This window comes from Thalassobacterium maritimum (genome assembly GCF_031127805.1).
GTDB lineage: Bacteria > Verrucomicrobiota > Verrucomicrobiia > Opitutales > Coraliomargaritaceae > Thalassobacterium > Thalassobacterium maritimum.
In genome coordinates this window covers 1-16,778 of record NZ_JARXHW010000018.1, presented here as the reverse complement: position 1 = coordinate 16,778, position 16,778 = coordinate 1, and the positions used below count along the sequence as shown (strand labels likewise).

Here is a 16,778-nt window from a genome sequence, read left to right as displayed (position 1 = left end):
TTGGGAATTAAAAATTAGGAATGAGGAATTCGCTTAGTCGAGTTGCAGCTTCGTGAGGCTGAGTGATTCGATGCGTGCGAGTGCGGCTTCGACGGCGTGTTTGCGGCGGCGAATGATTAGGGTGAGGAAGATGCCGGGAAGTGCGACGAAGAGGCCGGTCTGGGTGGTGATGAGTGCTTCGGAGATGCCAGCTGCGACCATGGCGGCTGTTTCGGCGCCGCCGCCACTGGAGATGGCGGCGAAGGTGCCGAGCATGCCGATCACAGTGCCGAGCAGCCCCATCAGGGGTGCGGCGGCGACGAGTGTATTCAGAAAAATGAGACGGCGCTCGATATTGTGCAGCATGGTTTGGCGCACTTCTTCGAAGCGGTTGCGCACATGTTTGGCGGCGGTCACGTTTTCCTGGGTGTAGCGGATGATTTCGCCCGCGCGGCCTTTGGCCTGCGAGGGGTTATAAATCCAAGTCATCCATTCGCTCTCGTGGCCGAGTTGAATGTTACCCTTACTTAAAAAGAGCAGCAGCTGGATGCCGTTTGAATAAATCAAGACGGCAAGGAGTGCGAGCGGGATCATGACCCATCCGCCACTGAACCAAATGTCTATGATTTTTTCGAGCATGGTCGCTTTATTTATCTTTGTTACGTGCGCCGATGACGCCATTGATGAAACCGACAGCTGTCTGTTCCATGTCGCCGATCTTCTGGCGGGCCATGCGTGAGAGCAGGCCGTGAATAATCAAGGCAGGGATGGCGACCACTAGCCCCAGCTCGGTCGTGACCAGTGCTTCGGAAATACCGGAGGAGAGGCTCTTGGCGTCGCCGGTGCCGAAGATGGTGATCAGGTTGAAGGTTTTGATCATACCGGTCACAGTGCCGAGTAGGCCTAGGAGTGGCGCGGCGGCCGCAGTGAGTGCGATAAAGGGCAGGAAGCGTTCTAAACCAGGGCGCACTGCGAGAATCTTCTCGTAGAGGATTTCTTCCAAAGTGCCGCGTTTTTCGTCGGCAAACTCGACACCTTTGACCAGAAGTGCGCCGCCTTTGCCGGGGATGCCAGCGGCGGTGGTGCGTGCGTTGGCGAGGTCGCCGTTTTCGATTTGACCGATGATCTTTTGCACATCTTCGGGAGCGGGAGTTTTGAAGGCGGTGACTTCGATCACCTTGAAGGCTCCCAGTAATAAGCAGATTACACCGAGGCCAATGATGACGACGCCGACGCTGCCACCTTTTTGCAGGTGCTCGAGTATGGAGTCGTTACCTTCCACAATCTTGAGTGCTTTGCCGAGTGTGGCATCGGCGGGAATGCTGCCTTGGCCGGATTCAATGAAGGTGCGAATGCCAGCACTGTAGGCTTCGCCGGGCACGGCAATGGCGGCTTCGGCGGCGTTGAGCTTGCTGAAGGTGGTGCCTGCGAGCGCGGACTGTTTGGAGGCGAAATAAACGGAGGGGCCGAAGGCTGCGAAGGTGCCTTCTTCAATCTCCCCGGTGGGAGCGAGCGCTTTGCCTTCGAAGGTATAACCGCCAGTGAGTTGCTCTAAGCGGTCGAGTGCGACACCGATCACTGCGATTTGTTTGCTGAAGCGATCCGCCTGGGACATGTCGGAGTCGTCGAGGGCGAGGCGGGCTTCTTCGGCGGCTTCGGAGTAGAGTTGTACCTCGCTGTAGTCGATGCGTGTTTCAAAGGAGCGCACAAATTCGTCGAGTAGGCCAGCCGCGTATTCATTTTGCGCGTTCATGGCTTCGACTTGATCGCGTAGGCGGTTGAGCCCGAGGTCGCTGTTGTCACGTAGGCGACGCAGGCGGTTGAGCTCGTCGGTCTTTTGCTTGACCTTATCTTCTAGCGAAGAGACTTCGCGGATGAGTGGAATCTTGTCGGTGGCGATTTCGGCGCGAGTCTCTGCAAGTTGCGTGAGCGCGCTTTTGAGATCGCTGCTGGCTTGTTCGCTGGCGGAGTTAAAGGACTGCGCCTGAGAAGTGCTGGCGAGGCCGAAAGGAAGTGCGAGCAATGAGATCGCAGCAAAGATGGATTTAGCGGTGGTTTGCATGGTGTGGCAAAAGTTGAGCTTTAGTTGATGCGTGCGGGCACTTCGACGAATTGGATGGCTTCGGCGCCTTCGTAGACGTCGAGGAGGCGTTTGATTTCGGGGCCCTTGCCTTCAAGCTGTGGCCATTCCCAGCCGTCGGCGCCCGGGTAGCCGATGCCGGCATATTCGCCAGAGGCATCTACGTAGTAGGCCATGGCGAGTCCCCAGTAGAGGGTGCGCACTTCGACGATTTTGCCGTCGGCGATTTCGCGTGACTCACTGGTTTCGGTGAGCGTGGTATTGAATTTATCGGCCTGACTGAGTATGCCAACGATGTTTTGCACACGTTCGCCCAGCGAGAGTTTTGTGTCGCTAGGATCGTCGGGCAGGCGGCGCACCAGCGGCTTGATCTTATTGATCAGTGGCTCTGGGAGTGCTTTAATAATGCGTTTGAGTTGAGTTTCCAACGTGCCTATCTGGGATTCGACGATGGCGGCCGCGGCACTGAGGGCTTCTTTTTCGGCGGCCAGTTGACTGCGATCCTCGTCAGCCGCGGTGGCTGAGGCTTCAAGGTCTTCCAGGGACTTTTCGAGGCGCGCCAATTCACTGCTCAGCAGTTGCACGGTATCGCCTAGAATGGATTGTTCGATTTTCCAGTCTGATTTCTCCTTGGAGATGATTTGGCGGGTTTCGACCCATTTATCCAAAGTATCGCGCGTTTCTGTAACCTTGTTTTGTGCGGATAGGCTAAATGGTGCGAGGGCGCAGCCCAATGCCAGGATTTGTAAAAGTGGTTTTTTCATAGATGAGCGAGATTCGATAGCAGAAAGCATTTTTAAAAGAAAGGGCTCTATCGTTAAGCTTGGGTGTCGGAATTGTGGCGGTTTTGTTACAGCCGGGTTATCTGCTGGTATTGAAAGAGATTTTCAGTAACATGTGAAGATCGATTATTGCTTTTAGGGAGCTGCGATTGTGTCCGTATTGTCTATGGCTAAAAACGTAAATGCTGCCTTGAAGACAGTGGGTGCGTCACCGGGAGTGGTGATCGCTTGCCAGCCTTGCTCGGAAATGGCAAAGGCTTGAAATTGTGGCGTGCCGCCGGCGATGCTGTCGGGCCATGGAGCCTTGCCAATCCGCTCGGGTGCGATGGCGGGCCATGGATAGTTTGCCGCGCGTAGATAGTCGGCTCGCGCGTCGGCGCTGAAATCGACGGAGTAGGTGAGCACCTCTATTCGCGGCTCGGCTGTGATGATGTCGGGGTAGGCTTGGCTGAGCGCTTTGGCGGCTTGTTTACAGGGCGCGCACCAAGAGGCGGAATAAAAGAAAATAACGACCTCCACCTCGGGCCGCAGTTCGGACTGGAGCAAGCGGTAACCCTGGGCTTGAACGATGCGGCGTCGGTCGTCTGGGTTGTCGAGCCTTGTCCCTACTGGAACGGCACTCAAACTCGTTCCGACGAGTAAGGCGCCGCCCCAGAGGGAGCTTATGACACGAATGGCTGTAGCGATGGGCATGCGCTAGAAGTCGATGCGGGCGCCTAGGATGAAAGTGCGCGGTGTGCGCGGGCCGTAGACGTAGCCGGGGTCGCGCTCAAAGCCGGACTCTTGGTCGTCTTGATAGGCGTCGAGCACGTTGTTGATGCCGGCGCGTAGGGTGAGGTCGTAGCTCTCGAACTCGAACTTCTTGCTGATGCCGAGATCGACCACGAAGAACTGTGGGCTTTTTTCTACGCCGGGCTCTGTAACAGAGTCGAGGCGGTCGACATACATCTCGCCGGTCCACTTGAGCGCGAGGTAGGCGTCGAAGAGGTCGTCGTTGTCGTAGTTGAGCTGCACCAGTCCGGTCCAGTCGGGCGTTTTATTGTAGTGGTCGGTGCCGCGGTCGGCGTCTTCCTCATCGTAGCGCGCTTGGCTGAAGGCGAGCCCGGCATTGGCTGACCAATTGTTGTTAAACTGGTAGGCGGCGTCGAGCTCGATGCCGAAGATGGTGGAGCCGTCGGTGTTGACGCGGTCGATCTTCTCGCGTCCGCCTTCGATGCGCAGTGTGCTCTCGTCGAGGTCGAAGGAGTCTTTCAGGATGGTGTAGTAAGCTTGCACCGAGGTCTTGAGTCGGCCCTGGAAGGAGGCGGGGCTGTAGTCGAGGCCGAGCGCGAAGGTGTAGGAGCGCTCTTCTTTGAGCTCGTCGGCATTCACGATGTCGCGCGGCGTGCCGCCGATGTTTTCGATGTGGATGTCTTCGTCAAAGACGCGAGGGGCGAGGAAGCCGCTGCTGAGATTGGAGCGCAGGGTGACCGTGTCGCTGGCGGTGTAGCGAGCTGCGATGCGTGGGGAGAATACCCAGTTGTCGAGTGTGTTGGCCTTGTCGATGCGGATGCCGGGCACAATTTCGAGTCGGTCGTTGAGCTGCCACTCGTCTTGCAGGAAGAAGCCGAGGTTACTAAAGCTGTCGTCGTGCAGCATGGCGAGGAAGTCGCCTTCAGCGTTGAGCTGGTCGTCTTTGATCGCTTCGGTCTCATATTGAAAGCCGAATACGAAGCGGTGCTCGCCGGTTTCGCCGACTTGCCCGGCATCGTATTGAAACTTGGCGTCGAAGATGTAGGAGCGTGTGTCGGTCTGGCCAAAGCTATTGTAGGCGCCCCCGCCGGTGCCGTCGGTGGGATTGCCGAAGAAGGCTTCCGTTTCGGCATTGCCGCCGCCGTTGACGGTTTGGTTGTTGTAGTCGATGACGTCGCTGGCGGGATCGATGATTTCGCCGCCAGTGCCGCCGTAGTAGCTGTCGCGCTGGAAGTCGACCATGGCAGCGGAGAGCGTCATGCTCCAGTCGTCGGCCAGTTGCTGATCCCAGGCCAGCGTCGCCCAGTGGTAATCGGTGTCGAGTGCTTCGGCGACTTGGGCAAATTCCTCCGGTTTGCCGAGGCTGTCGCCCCCACGGCGCTCTTCGCCGATGTATTGGTAGTTGCCGCGCAGGCGGGTGCGATCGGTGGGCGTCCACCATAGGTTGGTGCCGATGACGCGATTTTCGCGTTCCACCATTTCGGTGAAGCCATCGCCGTCGCGGTCATACTCGTTTTGGTCGGAGTAGAGGCCGTAGAGCGAGGCCTTGAAAGAGCCGTCTTCGTTCACGTAGTAGCTGGCAAACTGGCTCTGGTAGATCGGGCTTTCGCCGTCGGTGCTGCGAAAGGTGCTGTCGATGTGAGTGTGACTTTCGTAGGGCTCCTCCGGAATCAAGTTGACCACCCCCGCCACGGCGCCGGGGCCGTAGAGCGCGGAGCCGCCGCCTTTGACGATTTCCATGCGGTCGATGGCGATGGTGGGCACCTGATCGATGCCGTAGACCGCGGCCACGCCGGTGAAGAGCGGCAGACCGTCGACCAGAATCTGGTTGTAGTTGCCCGGCAGGCCGAGCAGTTGGATCTCGGCGGTGCCGCAGTTTTGGCAGTTCGCCTCGGTGCGGGCGCCATTGAGCAACTCCAGTGCCTGGCCCAGCTCTGTGATCGCGGCGGACTCAAAGATGTCGCTGCCGAGCACTTCCGTTTTGATCGGCACGTCGATGAGTAGCCGCTCCGTGCGGGTGCCGGTCGAGACGACGGTGAAGTCCTTTAGTTCGTAGACTTCGTTGTCGCCGTCTTGGAGGCTTTCTTGCCCGTAGCTTGTGAATGCTGCCGAAGAGGCGAGCATTAGGCTGGAGAGCTGCATCGCTCGGCTCGAAAAAGCTCGAGAATACAGATTTGTTTGATTGGCATCTTTGTTCATTTTGATGACTCAAAATGAATGGTTTGGCTATTGTCAATAACTTAGTTGGTTCAAAAATTAAGTTAGGTCAGGAGAATTTTGAGGATGTTAGTGCCGGCAACGGACCTGACTTAAGCGGTGCGCGTCGGTGTAATTAGAGTGTGGAATCTTAAGCCATTTAATTTTGTAGCGTCGTGTTTATTTGACGGAATTGTTGCCATAATCGGCTGGATTTTACGGCGAAATCCTGTGCAGACTGAGTCTTACTATTTTCTTATGTCTGATATATTCATGATTCTGGGCTTTGCCCTCGCTGCGTACGCGATCGTTGCAAATGACTCGATCCAAACTCTGGGGACATTTTTGTCCTCTAATAGCAAGCGCCCCTGGTGGACGCTGTGGATCTGGATTTCCGGAATCATGGTGGTGACTGTGAGTTGGGGCTGGATAGTGAATGGTGGGGATCCTGCATTTGGGCGGCTTGCGGCTGCGGGCAAGAATATCGCCCACCCGAAGGCCTTTGGTGGAGCGATCACCTGGCTCTTTGTGATTCCGCCGCTTTGTTTGGTAATTCTGACGCGGATGGGGATCCCGGTGAGCACTTCGCTCTTGGTTCTGACTGGCTTTAAGGGGCTGGTCGCGGCGCAGCAGGGGAAGACGCCGAAGGATGCGGTCGACCTGTTTAACTCAATGATGCAGAAGTCCTTAGTGGGCTATGCGATTGCCTTTGCTTTGGGGCTGGCTCTGTATTGGTTGGTCATTTACTTGATGGAGCGCAAGGTAGCCGCGGAGCGAGATGGCGAGGGGCCGCACAATGAGTTACACCCGTTTTGGATGATCTTTCAATGGGGCTCGACTGGCTTTCTTTGGTCGATGTGGCTGATCCAGGATTTGGCCAATATTTTTGTTTATTTGCCGCGTGAGCTCTCGCTGGTAGGCTTGGTTTGTGCGCTTGGCGGCATGGTGCTCTTGCAGGGCTATCTATTCCGTGAAAAAGGCGGGGCGATTCAGCGCGTGGTCACCACTAAGACCAATACCATCGATGTGCGCTCGGCGACTTTTATCGATCTACTCTACGGGATGGTGTTACTCTTCTTTAAGGTCGACTACATTCCTAAGCTCTTTGCGGCTATGGATATGGATGTGCCATGGCCGGAGCAGATGCCGATGAGCACCACCTGGGTCTTTCTCGGTCTGTTGGCCGGTCGTGAGGTGGGGATCGCGCTACGCCTGAAGCTGCGTAAGAAGAAAAAGGTCTCGAACATGATCTTCCGCGATGCGGGTAAAGCCTTCCTCGGCTCTGCGGTGGCCGTGATGCTGGCACTCTTCCTGCCGACTTTTATCAAGCCGGTCGTGCAAGCGCGTGTCGATGCGGAGGCGGTGACTGCAGAGCAAGTCGAACAGGTCAGTGCCCCCGCCACAGATCGCCCACTGCCTGAAGTGCTTGCGCCCAGCGAGTAGGCCTCGTTTTTAATATATTATAATCGAAAAGCGCTTCTCCTCGCGGAGAGGCGCTTTTTTTTGTTAACTTATATAATCCCACCCACGCTCCAGCTCCAGGTCGGGGATGTGGCCAAAGGCGATGCGTATCGGGGCGGCTTCGCTGGACTTTTGCGCCTCCATAGCGTCGGCGTAGTAGAGGGTGCGGCCGCCGAAGCGCTTGTTTACTTTGTCCATGACGTATTGCACCCTTCGCTCTCGCGGGAGAGTCGTACGCCATCGCAATCATTTGGGTCGGAATCGCCCCGCATGGGCCGATCTATATTTTTATGAATGTCACCGGATGCCTTCCTGGTCGGGAGCAGGACCATCATTAGGCCCTCATTGCTTGCCTTCTTCCCATCGCAGGACGTCGCGAACTTCGTTGATGAAGCCCTTGACTTCGTGGAGCACATATTGGAGTTCCTCCCGGATCGGGGGCGTCCAATCGGGACCGGTCAACTTCTCGCCCTCGACCGCGTCGAGCGCTGCGAGGGCGTCTTTCAAGTAGCCGCGCGCTTTTTTTAGGCGAACGAGGCAGTCGCCGGCAAAGAGTGGATGAGGTGGCCACTCGTCCACTCGTCCATTGAGGGCTCCCGCTAGTTTTGCAGAGGCGAACCAAGTACCGTGTCGGAGCGCATTGAGTGGATGCTCTTCCTGGGCTCCTTCGGGGAGCCAGTCGTTATGTTCGATATCTTCTTGGATGCGTTCACCTAGCTCGCGGCATTGCTCGTAAAGTGGGTCGGGCTCCATTTCGGGCGGCTCGCCTTCTTTGGCCATGGCTTCTTCAAAATCAGCATTCTGGGCATCGATGACGGCGTCTTGTTCGGCTGCATTCTTCTGCTTGAAGGGGTCGAGCTCGAACTCGAACTCGCCGCGCTCGAGGCGCATGCGCTCACGCTCTTCTTCCAGAATGCGGAAGTAGTCCTCCGCGTTGGCGTTCTCGTCTTGTTTCAGGCGTTCGATGACCCGGTCATTGAGCAGACCCGAGCGGGCAGTGTCGGCGTCGGCCTTGGCTTCGATTTCGCTTTGAGGGCTGTCCTCGTCGTCATCCTCAGGGTCGGCGGCTTCAACCAACTGATCCATGAAATGGATCATGGCCCGGGCATTGGCTTGGAGTTGATCGGCTTCTTCTGCTTCGGACATTTGCCAGGCGGCCTCCGGTTCGACCACAAGTTCGTAGTCGGCAGCTTCGATCACGACGCGCCCATTACGGACACTGTGCCACTCCAGGTAGAGGCAGTTGCCCCAATGATAGGGCATGGGGATTTTATTCGTGTAGTAGTGCTCAAGCTCGTCGTCTTCTATTTCGAGAATCTTGACCTTGCGCGCGGCAGTGATGTCGCCCACGACGCCCGTCTGCTCTCGAGCGAAATCGCGGAGGTCTTCGGGCATGGGCTTGGGCTTTGGGTTTTTGAAACGCAGCTGCTGCCCCGCGAGGTCGCGATAGGGGTTGCCTGTTAGCTCCAAGATGATCGGCTCCTCGATCCCGTTCAGCCAAAGTTGCCCGACCACCTGGCCCTTTGTCCGGTTATCAATTTCGCCCCGTTCGATGTAGTCTGCAATGCGCCATGCCATGTTCTAAATACTCCAAATGTTTACGAGTCCCGAGTCTACAAAATACTGAACGACCTTTAGCTGTGACGCCGCGACTGCTCTAGAAGTTGGGCAGGTTTAGTCGTCAGTAACGGTTTCATTTGTCTTTTTCTTGGTTCTAGCCGCGCTCTAGCTCCAGATCGGGAATGTGGTTGAACGAGATACGCATCGGGGCGGCTTCGCTGGACTTTTGCGCTTCCATGGCGTCGGCGTAGTAGAGGGTGCGGCCGCCGAAGCGCTTGTTTACTTTGTCCATGGCGTGTTGCAGCTGCATGCGGCGCGGTTGGTTGTCTTCGGCGAAGAGCGAGGGCGTGTGCGCGGCCAGCGGCTCGAGGCGTGTGAGCGTCACGCTGACTTTGGTCGGCTCGGGTAGGTCGCCAGGGTGTTGCGCCCAGAGTTCGTTCAGCAATTTGCCCAGCACCACGTTGTCTTGAGTGGGGAAGCAGTGCGTTTCCGCGCCCCAGCTGAATTCGAAGCCGAACTTCACGCCGAGCTCTAGCTGCCCGGTAAAGTAGTCCATCGCCCGCAGTCGCAGGCAGGCCTTTTGCAGCATGCGGTGCAGCGTGGCATGGGCCCCGTGCAAGCTGCGTAGCTTGGGTGGCAAGACGTGCGAGTGCCCGATGCTGCTGCGCTGTGTCTCCACCGTGGGCACTTCCACACCGCGCAGCGCATACCACATGCGGTCGCCTTCGATCCCGCCCCAGATGCGGTGCAGCTTACGCCGACTGGCCGCGCACAGGGCCTGCATGTCCATGATGCGGGCGGTGTGGAGCCGCCGCTCGATGCGACGCCCGATCCCGGTGATGTCGCTCAAGTCGAAGCGATACAGTTTCTCGGGAAGCTCGTCGAAGTCCAGCGTGGTCAGCCCGTCGGGTTTTTCCAGCTTGCTGGCCAGCTTGGCTAGAAAGCGGTTCGGGGCCAGTCCGATCGAGGCGCGGATGTGTGGGCCGATTTCTGCGGCGAGCGCGGTCTTGATCTCCATGGCTTTGCCCCGCGCCACTGCCAACGGCTGCCAATGTGGCGGTAGGCGGCCATACATTTCGTCGATCGAGAGCACCGCGTCGACGTAGATGATTTGATGGATGAGCTGCTTGATTTGTTCGTGCACCTGAACGTAGTTGGAGTGTCCTGCCTCTACAAACACGATGTCCGGACACAGCGCACGCGCCTCGCGCACCCCCGTGCCGGTTTTTACGCCGAAGGCCTTGGCCTCGTAGCTGGCCGCGATGCAGCAGGTCGTCGCCACGTTGAGCGAAGGCACCACGCCCACGGGCTTGCCGCGGAGCTCTGGCTGCAATTGCTGCTCCACCGAAGCAAAAAAACTGTCGAAATCGATGAATAAATAGCGGAGTCCCATGCTTTAAGAATGAGAGCGAAGGCGGATCAATGACAATATTTAAGTGTAATTATGTTCACGTCTTTTGTGTGGAGCATAAACGCTCATAATAAAACGTTATGCTCGTGACTTTTATTGTAGGGAGAGTTTAGCTTGTCTGTGACGGTCTTTTGACCGGCTCCTCAAAAATATATTATGGAAATTTTCATGCTTCTCTTAGGCGCGGCGCTCGCAGCCACGGGTGTTTTCTTATTCGGAGTGTATACGGTCGGCCCGACAGAGCGCGGCGTGTTAACAACCTTCGGTCGAGCGCAAAGACTGGGCGCGCAGTTGATCAGTGAAGACCCCGAGCTTGGCGGCTTACTCTCTGAGGCCGAGAAACTGCGCTACGATTACCCGATGATACGTGTCATTAAGCCCGGCGGGCCCTACTTTAAGTGGCCATGGCAGCAATTGATAAAAGTGGACATGACGATTCAAACCACGGACATCACTTGGGATCCGGACATCACTCAGGAGTCGATCGAGTCGGTGACTAAGGACAATCTGACCGTGGCCATCACCGGGCAGATTCGCTGGCGCCCGTGTGAGCGTAATCTTTATGCCTATGTCTTTGGCGTGAAGTCGCCCCAGGCGCATATTATGGGTTATTTCATTTCGGTTTTAAGAGACCGCATCGCCACTTTCAGCGGCGCTGACGCGAATTCCAGTGAGCAAGAACTCGTTGAATTTATTTCGATCAATGACCTGCGTAAAAATGTTTCGACGATCAATCAATATATGGAGCAGGCTTGTAAGAAGACCGCGGCCCGCTATGGGGTCGAATTGGATGCTGCTTTAATCACGACCATTGATCCGCCCAATGAAGTGGATGAGGCGCTGGCCTCGATTAATACCACCAGCAACAATGTGGCCGCCGAAATCTCTCAAGCCAAGGCGGAGGCGGATCAACGCTTAAAGATGGCGGAGCAGGCGGTCTTGATCGCAGAAAATCAGGCCAATGCAGAGGCCGCTCCGCTGCGCGAGCTGTTCGAGACGCTCTCGCAGATGTATGCCAATGGCGGACGAGCGGCTCTAGACTCCTACCTGCGCAATGCCTCCTTGCCGCTACGCAAGAAGGCCTCCCAAACGATTATCAACCTCAATTCGGACAAAGCTTAACATGTCTTATTTAGTCTCTCTGATCTTGGGCGGTGTCATCACTTTAGTCGCGATTCCTATTGTTTATAACATAGGGCGATCGGCTCAACTTTGGCGTGTGATTCCGGAGCGGACAGTGTTGGTCTACACGCTCTTTGGCAAAGTGATCGGCACACTTGAAGAGCCCGGGATCAATTTGCCCTTCAAGTGTTTCGGGCTACGCACCTTCTTGGTGCCTTTCTTTGGGAAGGTCTATACGGTTTCCACGACTATTTATCAGCATTATCTCCGCAATCAATTGGTCAACTCCGCCGAAGGGGCCCCTATGGGCGTGGGGATTTGGTATGAGTGTTTCATCAGTAATCCTACGGCTTACTTGTTCGAAAATTCGGATCCGGTGGGCTCTTTGTCGGCCAACGTGTCCACCGCCGTGATCAAGCAACTATCGAATCTAGAGTTAGATGTGCTGCTTGAGGATCGTGACGCACTTTCGCGTAAGGTGCGCGAGGAAGTTTCCCCGACATCTGAGCAGTGGGGCTTCACCCTGGGCTCGACCTATATCCGCAAAGTTGCTTTCCGCGATGCGGGCATGATCAAAGAAATTGAGCGTAAGGTGGTGAACCGCCTGCGGCAAGTGACTGCCTCGATGCGGCAGGACGGGGAGAATCGGGTCGCCATTATCAGTTCCAATGCCGAGAAAGAAGCCTCCCGTCGGCTGGGGCAAGCTGAAGCCGTTCGCCCTAAAATTGTGGGTGAGGCGCTTTCTGAGATTCGTGAAAGCGAGGATGTTGCTGCTGTCTTATTCGATTTGCTGGATCTGCAAGCGACGCTGAAAAGCGACGGTAAGATCATCCTCAATACCGGCGATTCGCAAGGGGGCGCAGGCATTCTTTTGAATAGCTAATCGCGAGGGGATGCTTGCCTAAGAATGAAATAGGCGGCGGCGCATCAACGCTGCTTTTTGAGCCTGTTTCGTTCGCTTATACTCATGTTGTGGAGGCAAATTGAACTTTAACGAGCACTAGATGTAGGGCATCCCTGGTGGCATGGCTACGACATCTAGTGCAATTCAGGCAACTTTATTTGAAACTCCGCAATCACTTCCTTATCCCCTTGTGCGTAAACGGGATGGCAGTTTTATCCCATTTTCACTCGAACGCATCGCTCAGGCCATCTACAAGGCGGGCCATGCGGCGGGTATCGACGACTTCGCCTATGCGGGCCAAGTGACTGCCTTGGTGACGGCTAAATTCCTGGGTCAAAAAGAGACCTGTGTGACGGAAATCCAGAGTTTGGTGGAGCACGAGCTGATGGCGGGGCCGCACAAGGAGATCGCGCGTGCCTACATCGAGTATCGCCACGATCGCGACGTGGCTCGCGAGCGTGTCAGCAAGCTGAACCAGGAGATTCACGGCCTGGTCGAGCAGAGCAATGCGGAACTGCTCAACGAAAACGCGAATAAAGATGCGCGGGTGATTCCGACCCAGCGCGATTTGTTGGCCGGCATTGTGGCCAAGCACTACGCCAAGCAATACCTGCTGCCCAAGGATGTCGTTGCTGCCCACGAATCAGGCGATCTCCACTATCACGATCTGGATTATGCGCCCTTCTTCCCGATGTTTAACTGCATGCTGGTCGACATGGAAGAGATGCTCACGCGTGGTTTCAAAATGGGCAACGCGGAGATCGAGCCGCCGCGCTCGATCGCGACTGCCACCGCGGTCACGGCGCAGATCATCGCCCAAGTCGCCAGCCACATCTATGGCGGCACCACCATCAACCGCATCGACGAGGTGCTGGCGCCCTATGTCACGATCAGCTATGGCAAACACCTCGAAACCGCCAAGCAATGGCAGGTCGCCGACCCCGAGGCCTACGCTCAAGCGCTCACCGAGAAGGAGTGCTACGATGCTTTTCAATCACTCGAGTACGAGGTCAACACCTTGCACACTTCCAACGGGCAGACGCCATTCGTCACCCTCGGCTTCGGCCTTGGCGAGAGCTGGGAGGCACGCCTGATCCAGCAGTCTATCCTGCGTAATCGTATCCGAGGGCTGGGCAAACAGGGTAAGACTCCTGTCTTTCCCAAGCTGGTCTTCGGCGTCAAAGCGGGGCTCAACCGCAAGCCGGGTGATCCGAATTACGATATCAAGCAACTGGCCCTCGAGTGCGCGTCCAAGCGCATGTATCCCGACATTCTAAATTACGATCAGACGGTCAAGGTGACTGGCTCCTTCAAATACCCGATGGGCTGCCGCAGTTTTCTGGGGGCCTATGAGTCGGAGGGCAAAGAAGTCCACGAAGGCCGCAATAATCTCGGGGTGGTCAGCTTGAACTTGCCCCGCATCGCCCTGGAGGCGCAGGGGGATGAGGCACGTTTCTTTGATATCCTAGAGCAACGCCTGCAGCTCGCCCGCAAAGCGCTCGATACGCGTATCGCCCGCCTGCAGAATGTGCCTGCCCGCGTGGCGCCGATCCTCTATATGGAGGGCGCGTGCGGCGTGCGGCTCAAGCCCGAGCAGCCGGTTTCGGAGCTCTTTAAAAATGGCCGCGCCTCCATTAGCCTCGGCTATATCGGCCTGCACGAGTGCATCAACGCGCTCTATGGCAGCGACACTCACGTCTTCGACAGCGAGGCGCTGCGCGGCAAATCGCTCGCCATCGTCAAAGCCCTGCGTGCCGCCGTCGACCGCTGGAAGGAGGAGACTGGCTACGGCTTTAGCCTCTACAGCACTCCGAGTGAAAACCTCTGCGACCGCTTCTGCCGCCTGGATCTCAAGAAGTTTGGCCAAATCGCTGGCGTCAACGACAAGGGGTATTATACCAACAGCTTCCACCTCGACGTCGAGAAGCAGGTCAACCCCTACGACAAGCTCGACTTCGAGTATGCCTACCCGCCCATCGCCAACGGCGGCTTCATTTGCTACGGCGAATACCCCAACATGCAGCACAACCTCGAAGCGCTGGAGGCGATTTGGGACTACAGCTACGACCGTGTGCCTTACTACGGCACCAACACACCCATCGACGAATGCTACGAATGCGGCTTTACCGGCGAGTTCGAGTGCACGGCCAAAGGCTTTACCTGCCCCAGTTGCGGCAATCACGATCCCGCCCGTGTCTCCGTAACTCGCCGCGTCTGCGGCTACCTCGGCAATCCCGACGCCCGCCCCTTCAACGCCGGCAAGCAAGAGGAAGTCAAACGCCGCACCAAGCACCTCTAGTTCGAAGATGAACTATCATCGCTACATCGAGCTCGATGTGATCAACGGGCCCGGCAACCGCTGCACTCTGTTTGTTTCAGGCTGCGAGCATCGTTGCCCCGGCTGCTACAACGCGTCCACCTGGTCGCCCGAGTCCGGTCACCCAGTCACCGAGGCGCTCATCCAGCGCATCCTAGCCGACCTCAAAGACAGCCGCATCCCACGCCATGGCCTCTCCCTGACCGGGGGCGACCCGCTCTTTCATGGCAATTGCGCCGACATACTGCAGCTGGTGCAGCGCGTCAAAGCCGAGTGCCCCGAAAAAAATATCTGGCTATGGACCGGTTATCTACTGGAAGACCTCACGCCCGCGCAAAAAGCCGTGCTCGACTACGTCGACGTCCTCATCGACGGCCCCTTCATACAGTTACAAGCCGACCCCAGCCTCCGCTTCCGCGGCTCCGCCAATCAACGGATTCTAGAGCTTCAGCCCAGATGACGCGTTGGCATCGTTTGGGTTCAATCTTCTGTTTTCTGACCTCTGAATTAAGCTTCAAGCATGCTCCAGTTTCTATGCGAAATCCAAATCTAACGATGCGCACGCTCACAAAGCATCCGCCGGGCTATTCGGCCGCTTCGAGCCCTCGACATGCAAGTAGATCCGCGTCGTCTCGAGATTGGCATGCCCGAGCAGTTCTTGCACCTGACACACGTCCGTACCGTTGCGCATCAATAAGGTCGCAAAACTGTGCCGCAGCACATGCGAAGTCACCCGTTTCGCGATGCCCGCCTCCCGAGCCGCCACTGTAACGGCATACCCATAGGATTTTGCAACCACGTGGTGCCGACGAACCGTGCCCGCAGCACGCGGGTCTGCCGCTAGACCCGCAGCAGGCCAAAACCAAAACCATTCCCAGCGCTCACCCGCACGACGAAACTTACGCGCCAGTGCCTCCGGCAGCCAGACGCCTGCTACACGCTGCTGACGATCCGCCTCGTAGAGCGCACGCGCTCGATCCCGCTGCGCCTTTAGCAGCGGAATCAACGACTCCGGCAACAGTGTCACACGATCCTTATCCCCTTTTCCACCACGAACGATCAACTGCTGATTTTCGAAGTCCACATCCTTGACCCGCAGACGCACCAGCTCCGAAATACGTAAGCCCGCACCAAACTGTAAGCGAGCCATTAGCGCCTGCTCCGGCGCCATACACGCAAGCGTGCGCCGAATCTCTTCCACCGAAAGCACCACCGGTATCCGCTTCGACCCCGTCGCCTTTTTATAATCACTAAAATCACCCAACTCCAGCTTGAGCACGTCTCGATAATAAAAAACCAACGCATTCAGGGCCAAACGTTGCGTGCCCCCACTCACACGCTCTTTGACTGCTAAATGGTCCAAGTATAATTTGATTTCATTCTCCCCAAGAGACTCCAAAGCGTCCGTCTTCCAGTAAGTCGCAAAACGCCGCAACCAATGCAAATACGCCTTCTCCGTCGAGTAACTGAAATCGCGTATGCGTATCCCCCGCACACATTGCAAGCGCCATTCGGGCTCCGAAGCTTTCAAACGCGCCGCCTGCATGGCAGGACCACGCGGGCCACGCCGTATTTTTGGCGTCTGAAGATTGAGATCACCCAGCCCCTGTTGGGCACTTTTTGCCCCGGAGGCCTCGCCCTGACCTCGCCCCGAAACTACCCCCGCCCCCAGAGCAGCACTCGCAGGCGTCGTTTTCGCAGGCATCGCCCCCTCCGCCCGAGCTCCTGCTCGAGCCTTTCCCTGACGAAAGAACCAGCGAATCGCCTCCTTCCAACGCTCAATTGTCCACTCACTAGCCTGCTTCTGCTCACGTGCAAAATCAATAAACCCCCAGGCTCGCTCAAAATCCGCCCCTGCTTTCATAGATTTGCAATAACTTAAGAACCAACGAATTGTAATTTCGAAAGAAGCACGCTCTTGCTCGCTAAGATCCACATCTGATCTCAAGCAAGAGCGCCAATTGGGAAAATTGACAGCGCTCATAGTAAAGTGAACATACGATCACCTCCAGCACCCAGTCAAGGAAGAAATGCTCAATTGTTCACCCCTATTGAGTGCGACAAAATAAGCACTGTGTCAGAATGCATCGTAGAAGTGTATCACGCAGTGAGCGCAGCGAACGGAGTTGATAGCTCCGTCTGGAGTGTGCCCAGCATGGGCACGGTGTAAATGTGGTTAAAGTCCACTATAGTAAGAACTGATATATGAATAATGAAAAGAACTATTACCAGAG

14 protein-coding genes are annotated in these 16,778 nt (G+C 56.5%); 5 read left to right on the top strand and 9 right to left on the bottom strand.

Going from position 1 to position 16,778, the window contains the following annotated elements; all coding sequences use genetic code 11:
- Window positions 1-33: 33 nt before the first annotated feature.
- The 5 genes from QEH52_RS09405 to QEH52_RS09385 all read right to left on the bottom strand — a co-directional run bounded on the left by QEH52_RS09405 (window position 34) and on the right by QEH52_RS09385 (window position 5,772).
- On the bottom strand, window positions 34-618 hold the full coding sequence (locus tag QEH52_RS09405; RefSeq protein ID WP_308949970.1) for a MotA/TolQ/ExbB proton channel family protein: 585 nt from the start codon (window positions 616-618) through the stop codon (window positions 34-36).
- A gap of 7 nt (window positions 619-625) precedes the next feature.
- Window positions 626-2,041 carry a MotA/TolQ/ExbB proton channel family protein gene (locus QEH52_RS09400; protein ID WP_308949968.1) on the bottom strand — a complete coding sequence of 472 codons (1,416 nt, stop codon included), beginning with the start codon at window positions 2,039-2,041 and terminating at the stop codon, window positions 626-628.
- A gap of 20 nt (window positions 2,042-2,061) precedes the next feature.
- Window positions 2,062-2,823, bottom strand: a complete 762-nt coding sequence (locus QEH52_RS09395) for a DUF3450 family protein (protein WP_308949967.1) — start codon at window positions 2,821-2,823, stop codon at window positions 2,062-2,064.
- Window positions 2,824-2,976: 153 nt separating this feature from the next.
- On the bottom strand, window positions 2,977-3,534 hold the full coding sequence (locus QEH52_RS09390; protein WP_308949966.1) for a redoxin domain-containing protein: 558 nt from the start codon (window positions 3,532-3,534) through the stop codon (window positions 2,977-2,979).
- A gap of 3 nt (window positions 3,535-3,537) precedes the next feature.
- On the bottom strand, window positions 3,538-5,772 hold the full coding sequence (locus QEH52_RS09385) for a TonB-dependent receptor plug domain-containing protein (RefSeq protein ID WP_308949965.1): 2,235 nt from the start codon (window positions 5,770-5,772) through the stop codon (window positions 3,538-3,540).
- A gap of 255 nt (window positions 5,773-6,027) precedes the next feature.
- Between QEH52_RS09385 and QEH52_RS09380 the strand changes: the two genes are divergently transcribed.
- Window positions 6,028-7,212 carry a hypothetical protein gene (locus QEH52_RS09380; protein WP_308949964.1) on the top strand — a complete coding sequence of 395 codons (1,185 nt, stop codon included), beginning with the start codon at window positions 6,028-6,030 and terminating at the stop codon, window positions 7,210-7,212.
- A gap of 63 nt (window positions 7,213-7,275) precedes the next feature.
- On the opposite strand, the gene QEH52_RS09375 is transcribed toward QEH52_RS09380, so the two are convergent.
- From QEH52_RS09375 to QEH52_RS09365, 3 genes are all read right to left on the bottom strand, one after another.
- Window positions 7,276-7,428 (bottom strand): hypothetical protein, encoded by a 153-nt coding sequence (locus tag QEH52_RS09375; protein ID WP_308949962.1) that lies wholly within the window; start codon window positions 7,426-7,428, stop codon window positions 7,276-7,278.
- Between the two features lie 144 nt (window positions 7,429-7,572).
- Complete coding sequence (locus QEH52_RS09370) at window positions 7,573-8,808, bottom strand: hypothetical protein (protein ID WP_308949961.1); 1,236 nt, start codon at window positions 8,806-8,808, stop codon at window positions 7,573-7,575.
- A gap of 136 nt (window positions 8,809-8,944) precedes the next feature.
- A complete protein-coding gene (locus QEH52_RS09365; RefSeq protein ID WP_308949960.1) occupies window positions 8,945-10,183 on the bottom strand; it encodes a Y-family DNA polymerase in 1,239 nt (412 codons plus the stop codon).
- Window positions 10,184-10,357: 174 nt separating this feature from the next.
- On the opposite strand from QEH52_RS09365, the gene QEH52_RS09360 reads away from it, so the two are divergent.
- The 4 genes from QEH52_RS09360 to nrdG all read left to right on the top strand — a co-directional run bounded on the left by QEH52_RS09360 (window position 10,358) and on the right by nrdG (window position 15,004).
- Window positions 10,358-11,323 (top strand): SPFH domain-containing protein, encoded by a 966-nt coding sequence (locus QEH52_RS09360; RefSeq protein ID WP_308949958.1) that lies wholly within the window; start codon window positions 10,358-10,360, stop codon window positions 11,321-11,323.
- Between the two features lies 1 nt (window position 11,324).
- Entirely contained in the window at window positions 11,325-12,206 is an 882-nt protein-coding gene (locus tag QEH52_RS09355; RefSeq protein ID WP_308949956.1) for an SPFH domain-containing protein, read from the top strand.
- Window positions 12,207-12,348: 142 nt separating this feature from the next.
- Window positions 12,349-14,526, top strand: a complete 2,178-nt coding sequence (gene nrdD / locus QEH52_RS09350; RefSeq protein WP_308949955.1) for an anaerobic ribonucleoside-triphosphate reductase — start codon at window positions 12,349-12,351, stop codon at window positions 14,524-14,526.
- Between the two features lie 7 nt (window positions 14,527-14,533).
- Complete coding sequence (gene nrdG, locus QEH52_RS09345) at window positions 14,534-15,004, top strand: anaerobic ribonucleoside-triphosphate reductase-activating protein (protein WP_308949953.1); 471 nt, start codon at window positions 14,534-14,536, stop codon at window positions 15,002-15,004.
- A 105-nt stretch (window positions 15,005-15,109) separates the two neighbouring features.
- On the opposite strand, the gene QEH52_RS09340 is transcribed toward nrdG, so the two are convergent.
- Window positions 15,110-16,408, bottom strand: coding sequence for an integron integrase (locus tag QEH52_RS09340; RefSeq protein ID WP_308949952.1), 1,299 nt, complete (start codon window positions 16,406-16,408; stop codon window positions 15,110-15,112).
- Between the last annotated feature and the right edge of the window lie 370 nt (window positions 16,409-16,778).

What these genes read in the sequence shown, in the direction of transcription:
- QEH52_RS09405 (WP_308949970.1), bottom strand. Translation starts at nt 618, where the DNA reads ATGCTCGAAAAAATCATAGACATTTGGTTCAGTGGCGGATGGGTCATG.
- QEH52_RS09400 (WP_308949968.1), bottom strand. Translation starts at nt 2,041, where the DNA reads ATGCAAACCACCGCTAAATCCATCTTTGCTGCGATCTCATTGCTCGCA.
- QEH52_RS09395 (WP_308949967.1), bottom strand. Translation starts at nt 2,823, where the DNA reads ATGAAAAAACCACTTTTACAAATCCTGGCATTGGGCTGCGCCCTCGCA.
- QEH52_RS09390 (WP_308949966.1), bottom strand. Translation starts at nt 3,534, where the DNA reads ATGCCCATCGCTACAGCCATTCGTGTCATAAGCTCCCTCTGGGGCGGC.
- QEH52_RS09385 (WP_308949965.1), bottom strand. Translation starts at nt 5,772, where the DNA reads ATGAACAAAGATGCCAATCAAACAAATCTGTATTCTCGAGCTTTTTCG.
- QEH52_RS09380 (WP_308949964.1), top strand. Translation starts at nt 6,028, where the DNA reads ATGTCTGATATATTCATGATTCTGGGCTTTGCCCTCGCTGCGTACGCG.
- QEH52_RS09375 (WP_308949962.1), bottom strand. Translation starts at nt 7,428, where the DNA reads ATGGACAAAGTAAACAAGCGCTTCGGCGGCCGCACCCTCTACTACGCC.
- QEH52_RS09370 (WP_308949961.1), bottom strand. Translation starts at nt 8,808, where the DNA reads ATGGCATGGCGCATTGCAGACTACATCGAACGGGGCGAAATTGATAAC.
- QEH52_RS09365 (WP_308949960.1), bottom strand. Translation starts at nt 10,183, where the DNA reads ATGGGACTCCGCTATTTATTCATCGATTTCGACAGTTTTTTTGCTTCG.
- QEH52_RS09360 (WP_308949958.1), top strand. Translation starts at nt 10,358, where the DNA reads ATGGAAATTTTCATGCTTCTCTTAGGCGCGGCGCTCGCAGCCACGGGT.
- QEH52_RS09355 (WP_308949956.1), top strand. Translation starts at nt 11,325, where the DNA reads ATGTCTTATTTAGTCTCTCTGATCTTGGGCGGTGTCATCACTTTAGTC.
- nrdD (WP_308949955.1), top strand. Translation starts at nt 12,349, where the DNA reads ATGGCTACGACATCTAGTGCAATTCAGGCAACTTTATTTGAAACTCCG.
- nrdG (WP_308949953.1), top strand. Translation starts at nt 14,534, where the DNA reads ATGAACTATCATCGCTACATCGAGCTCGATGTGATCAACGGGCCCGGC.
- QEH52_RS09340 (WP_308949952.1), bottom strand. Translation starts at nt 16,408, where the DNA reads ATGAAAGCAGGGGCGGATTTTGAGCGAGCCTGGGGGTTTATTGATTTT.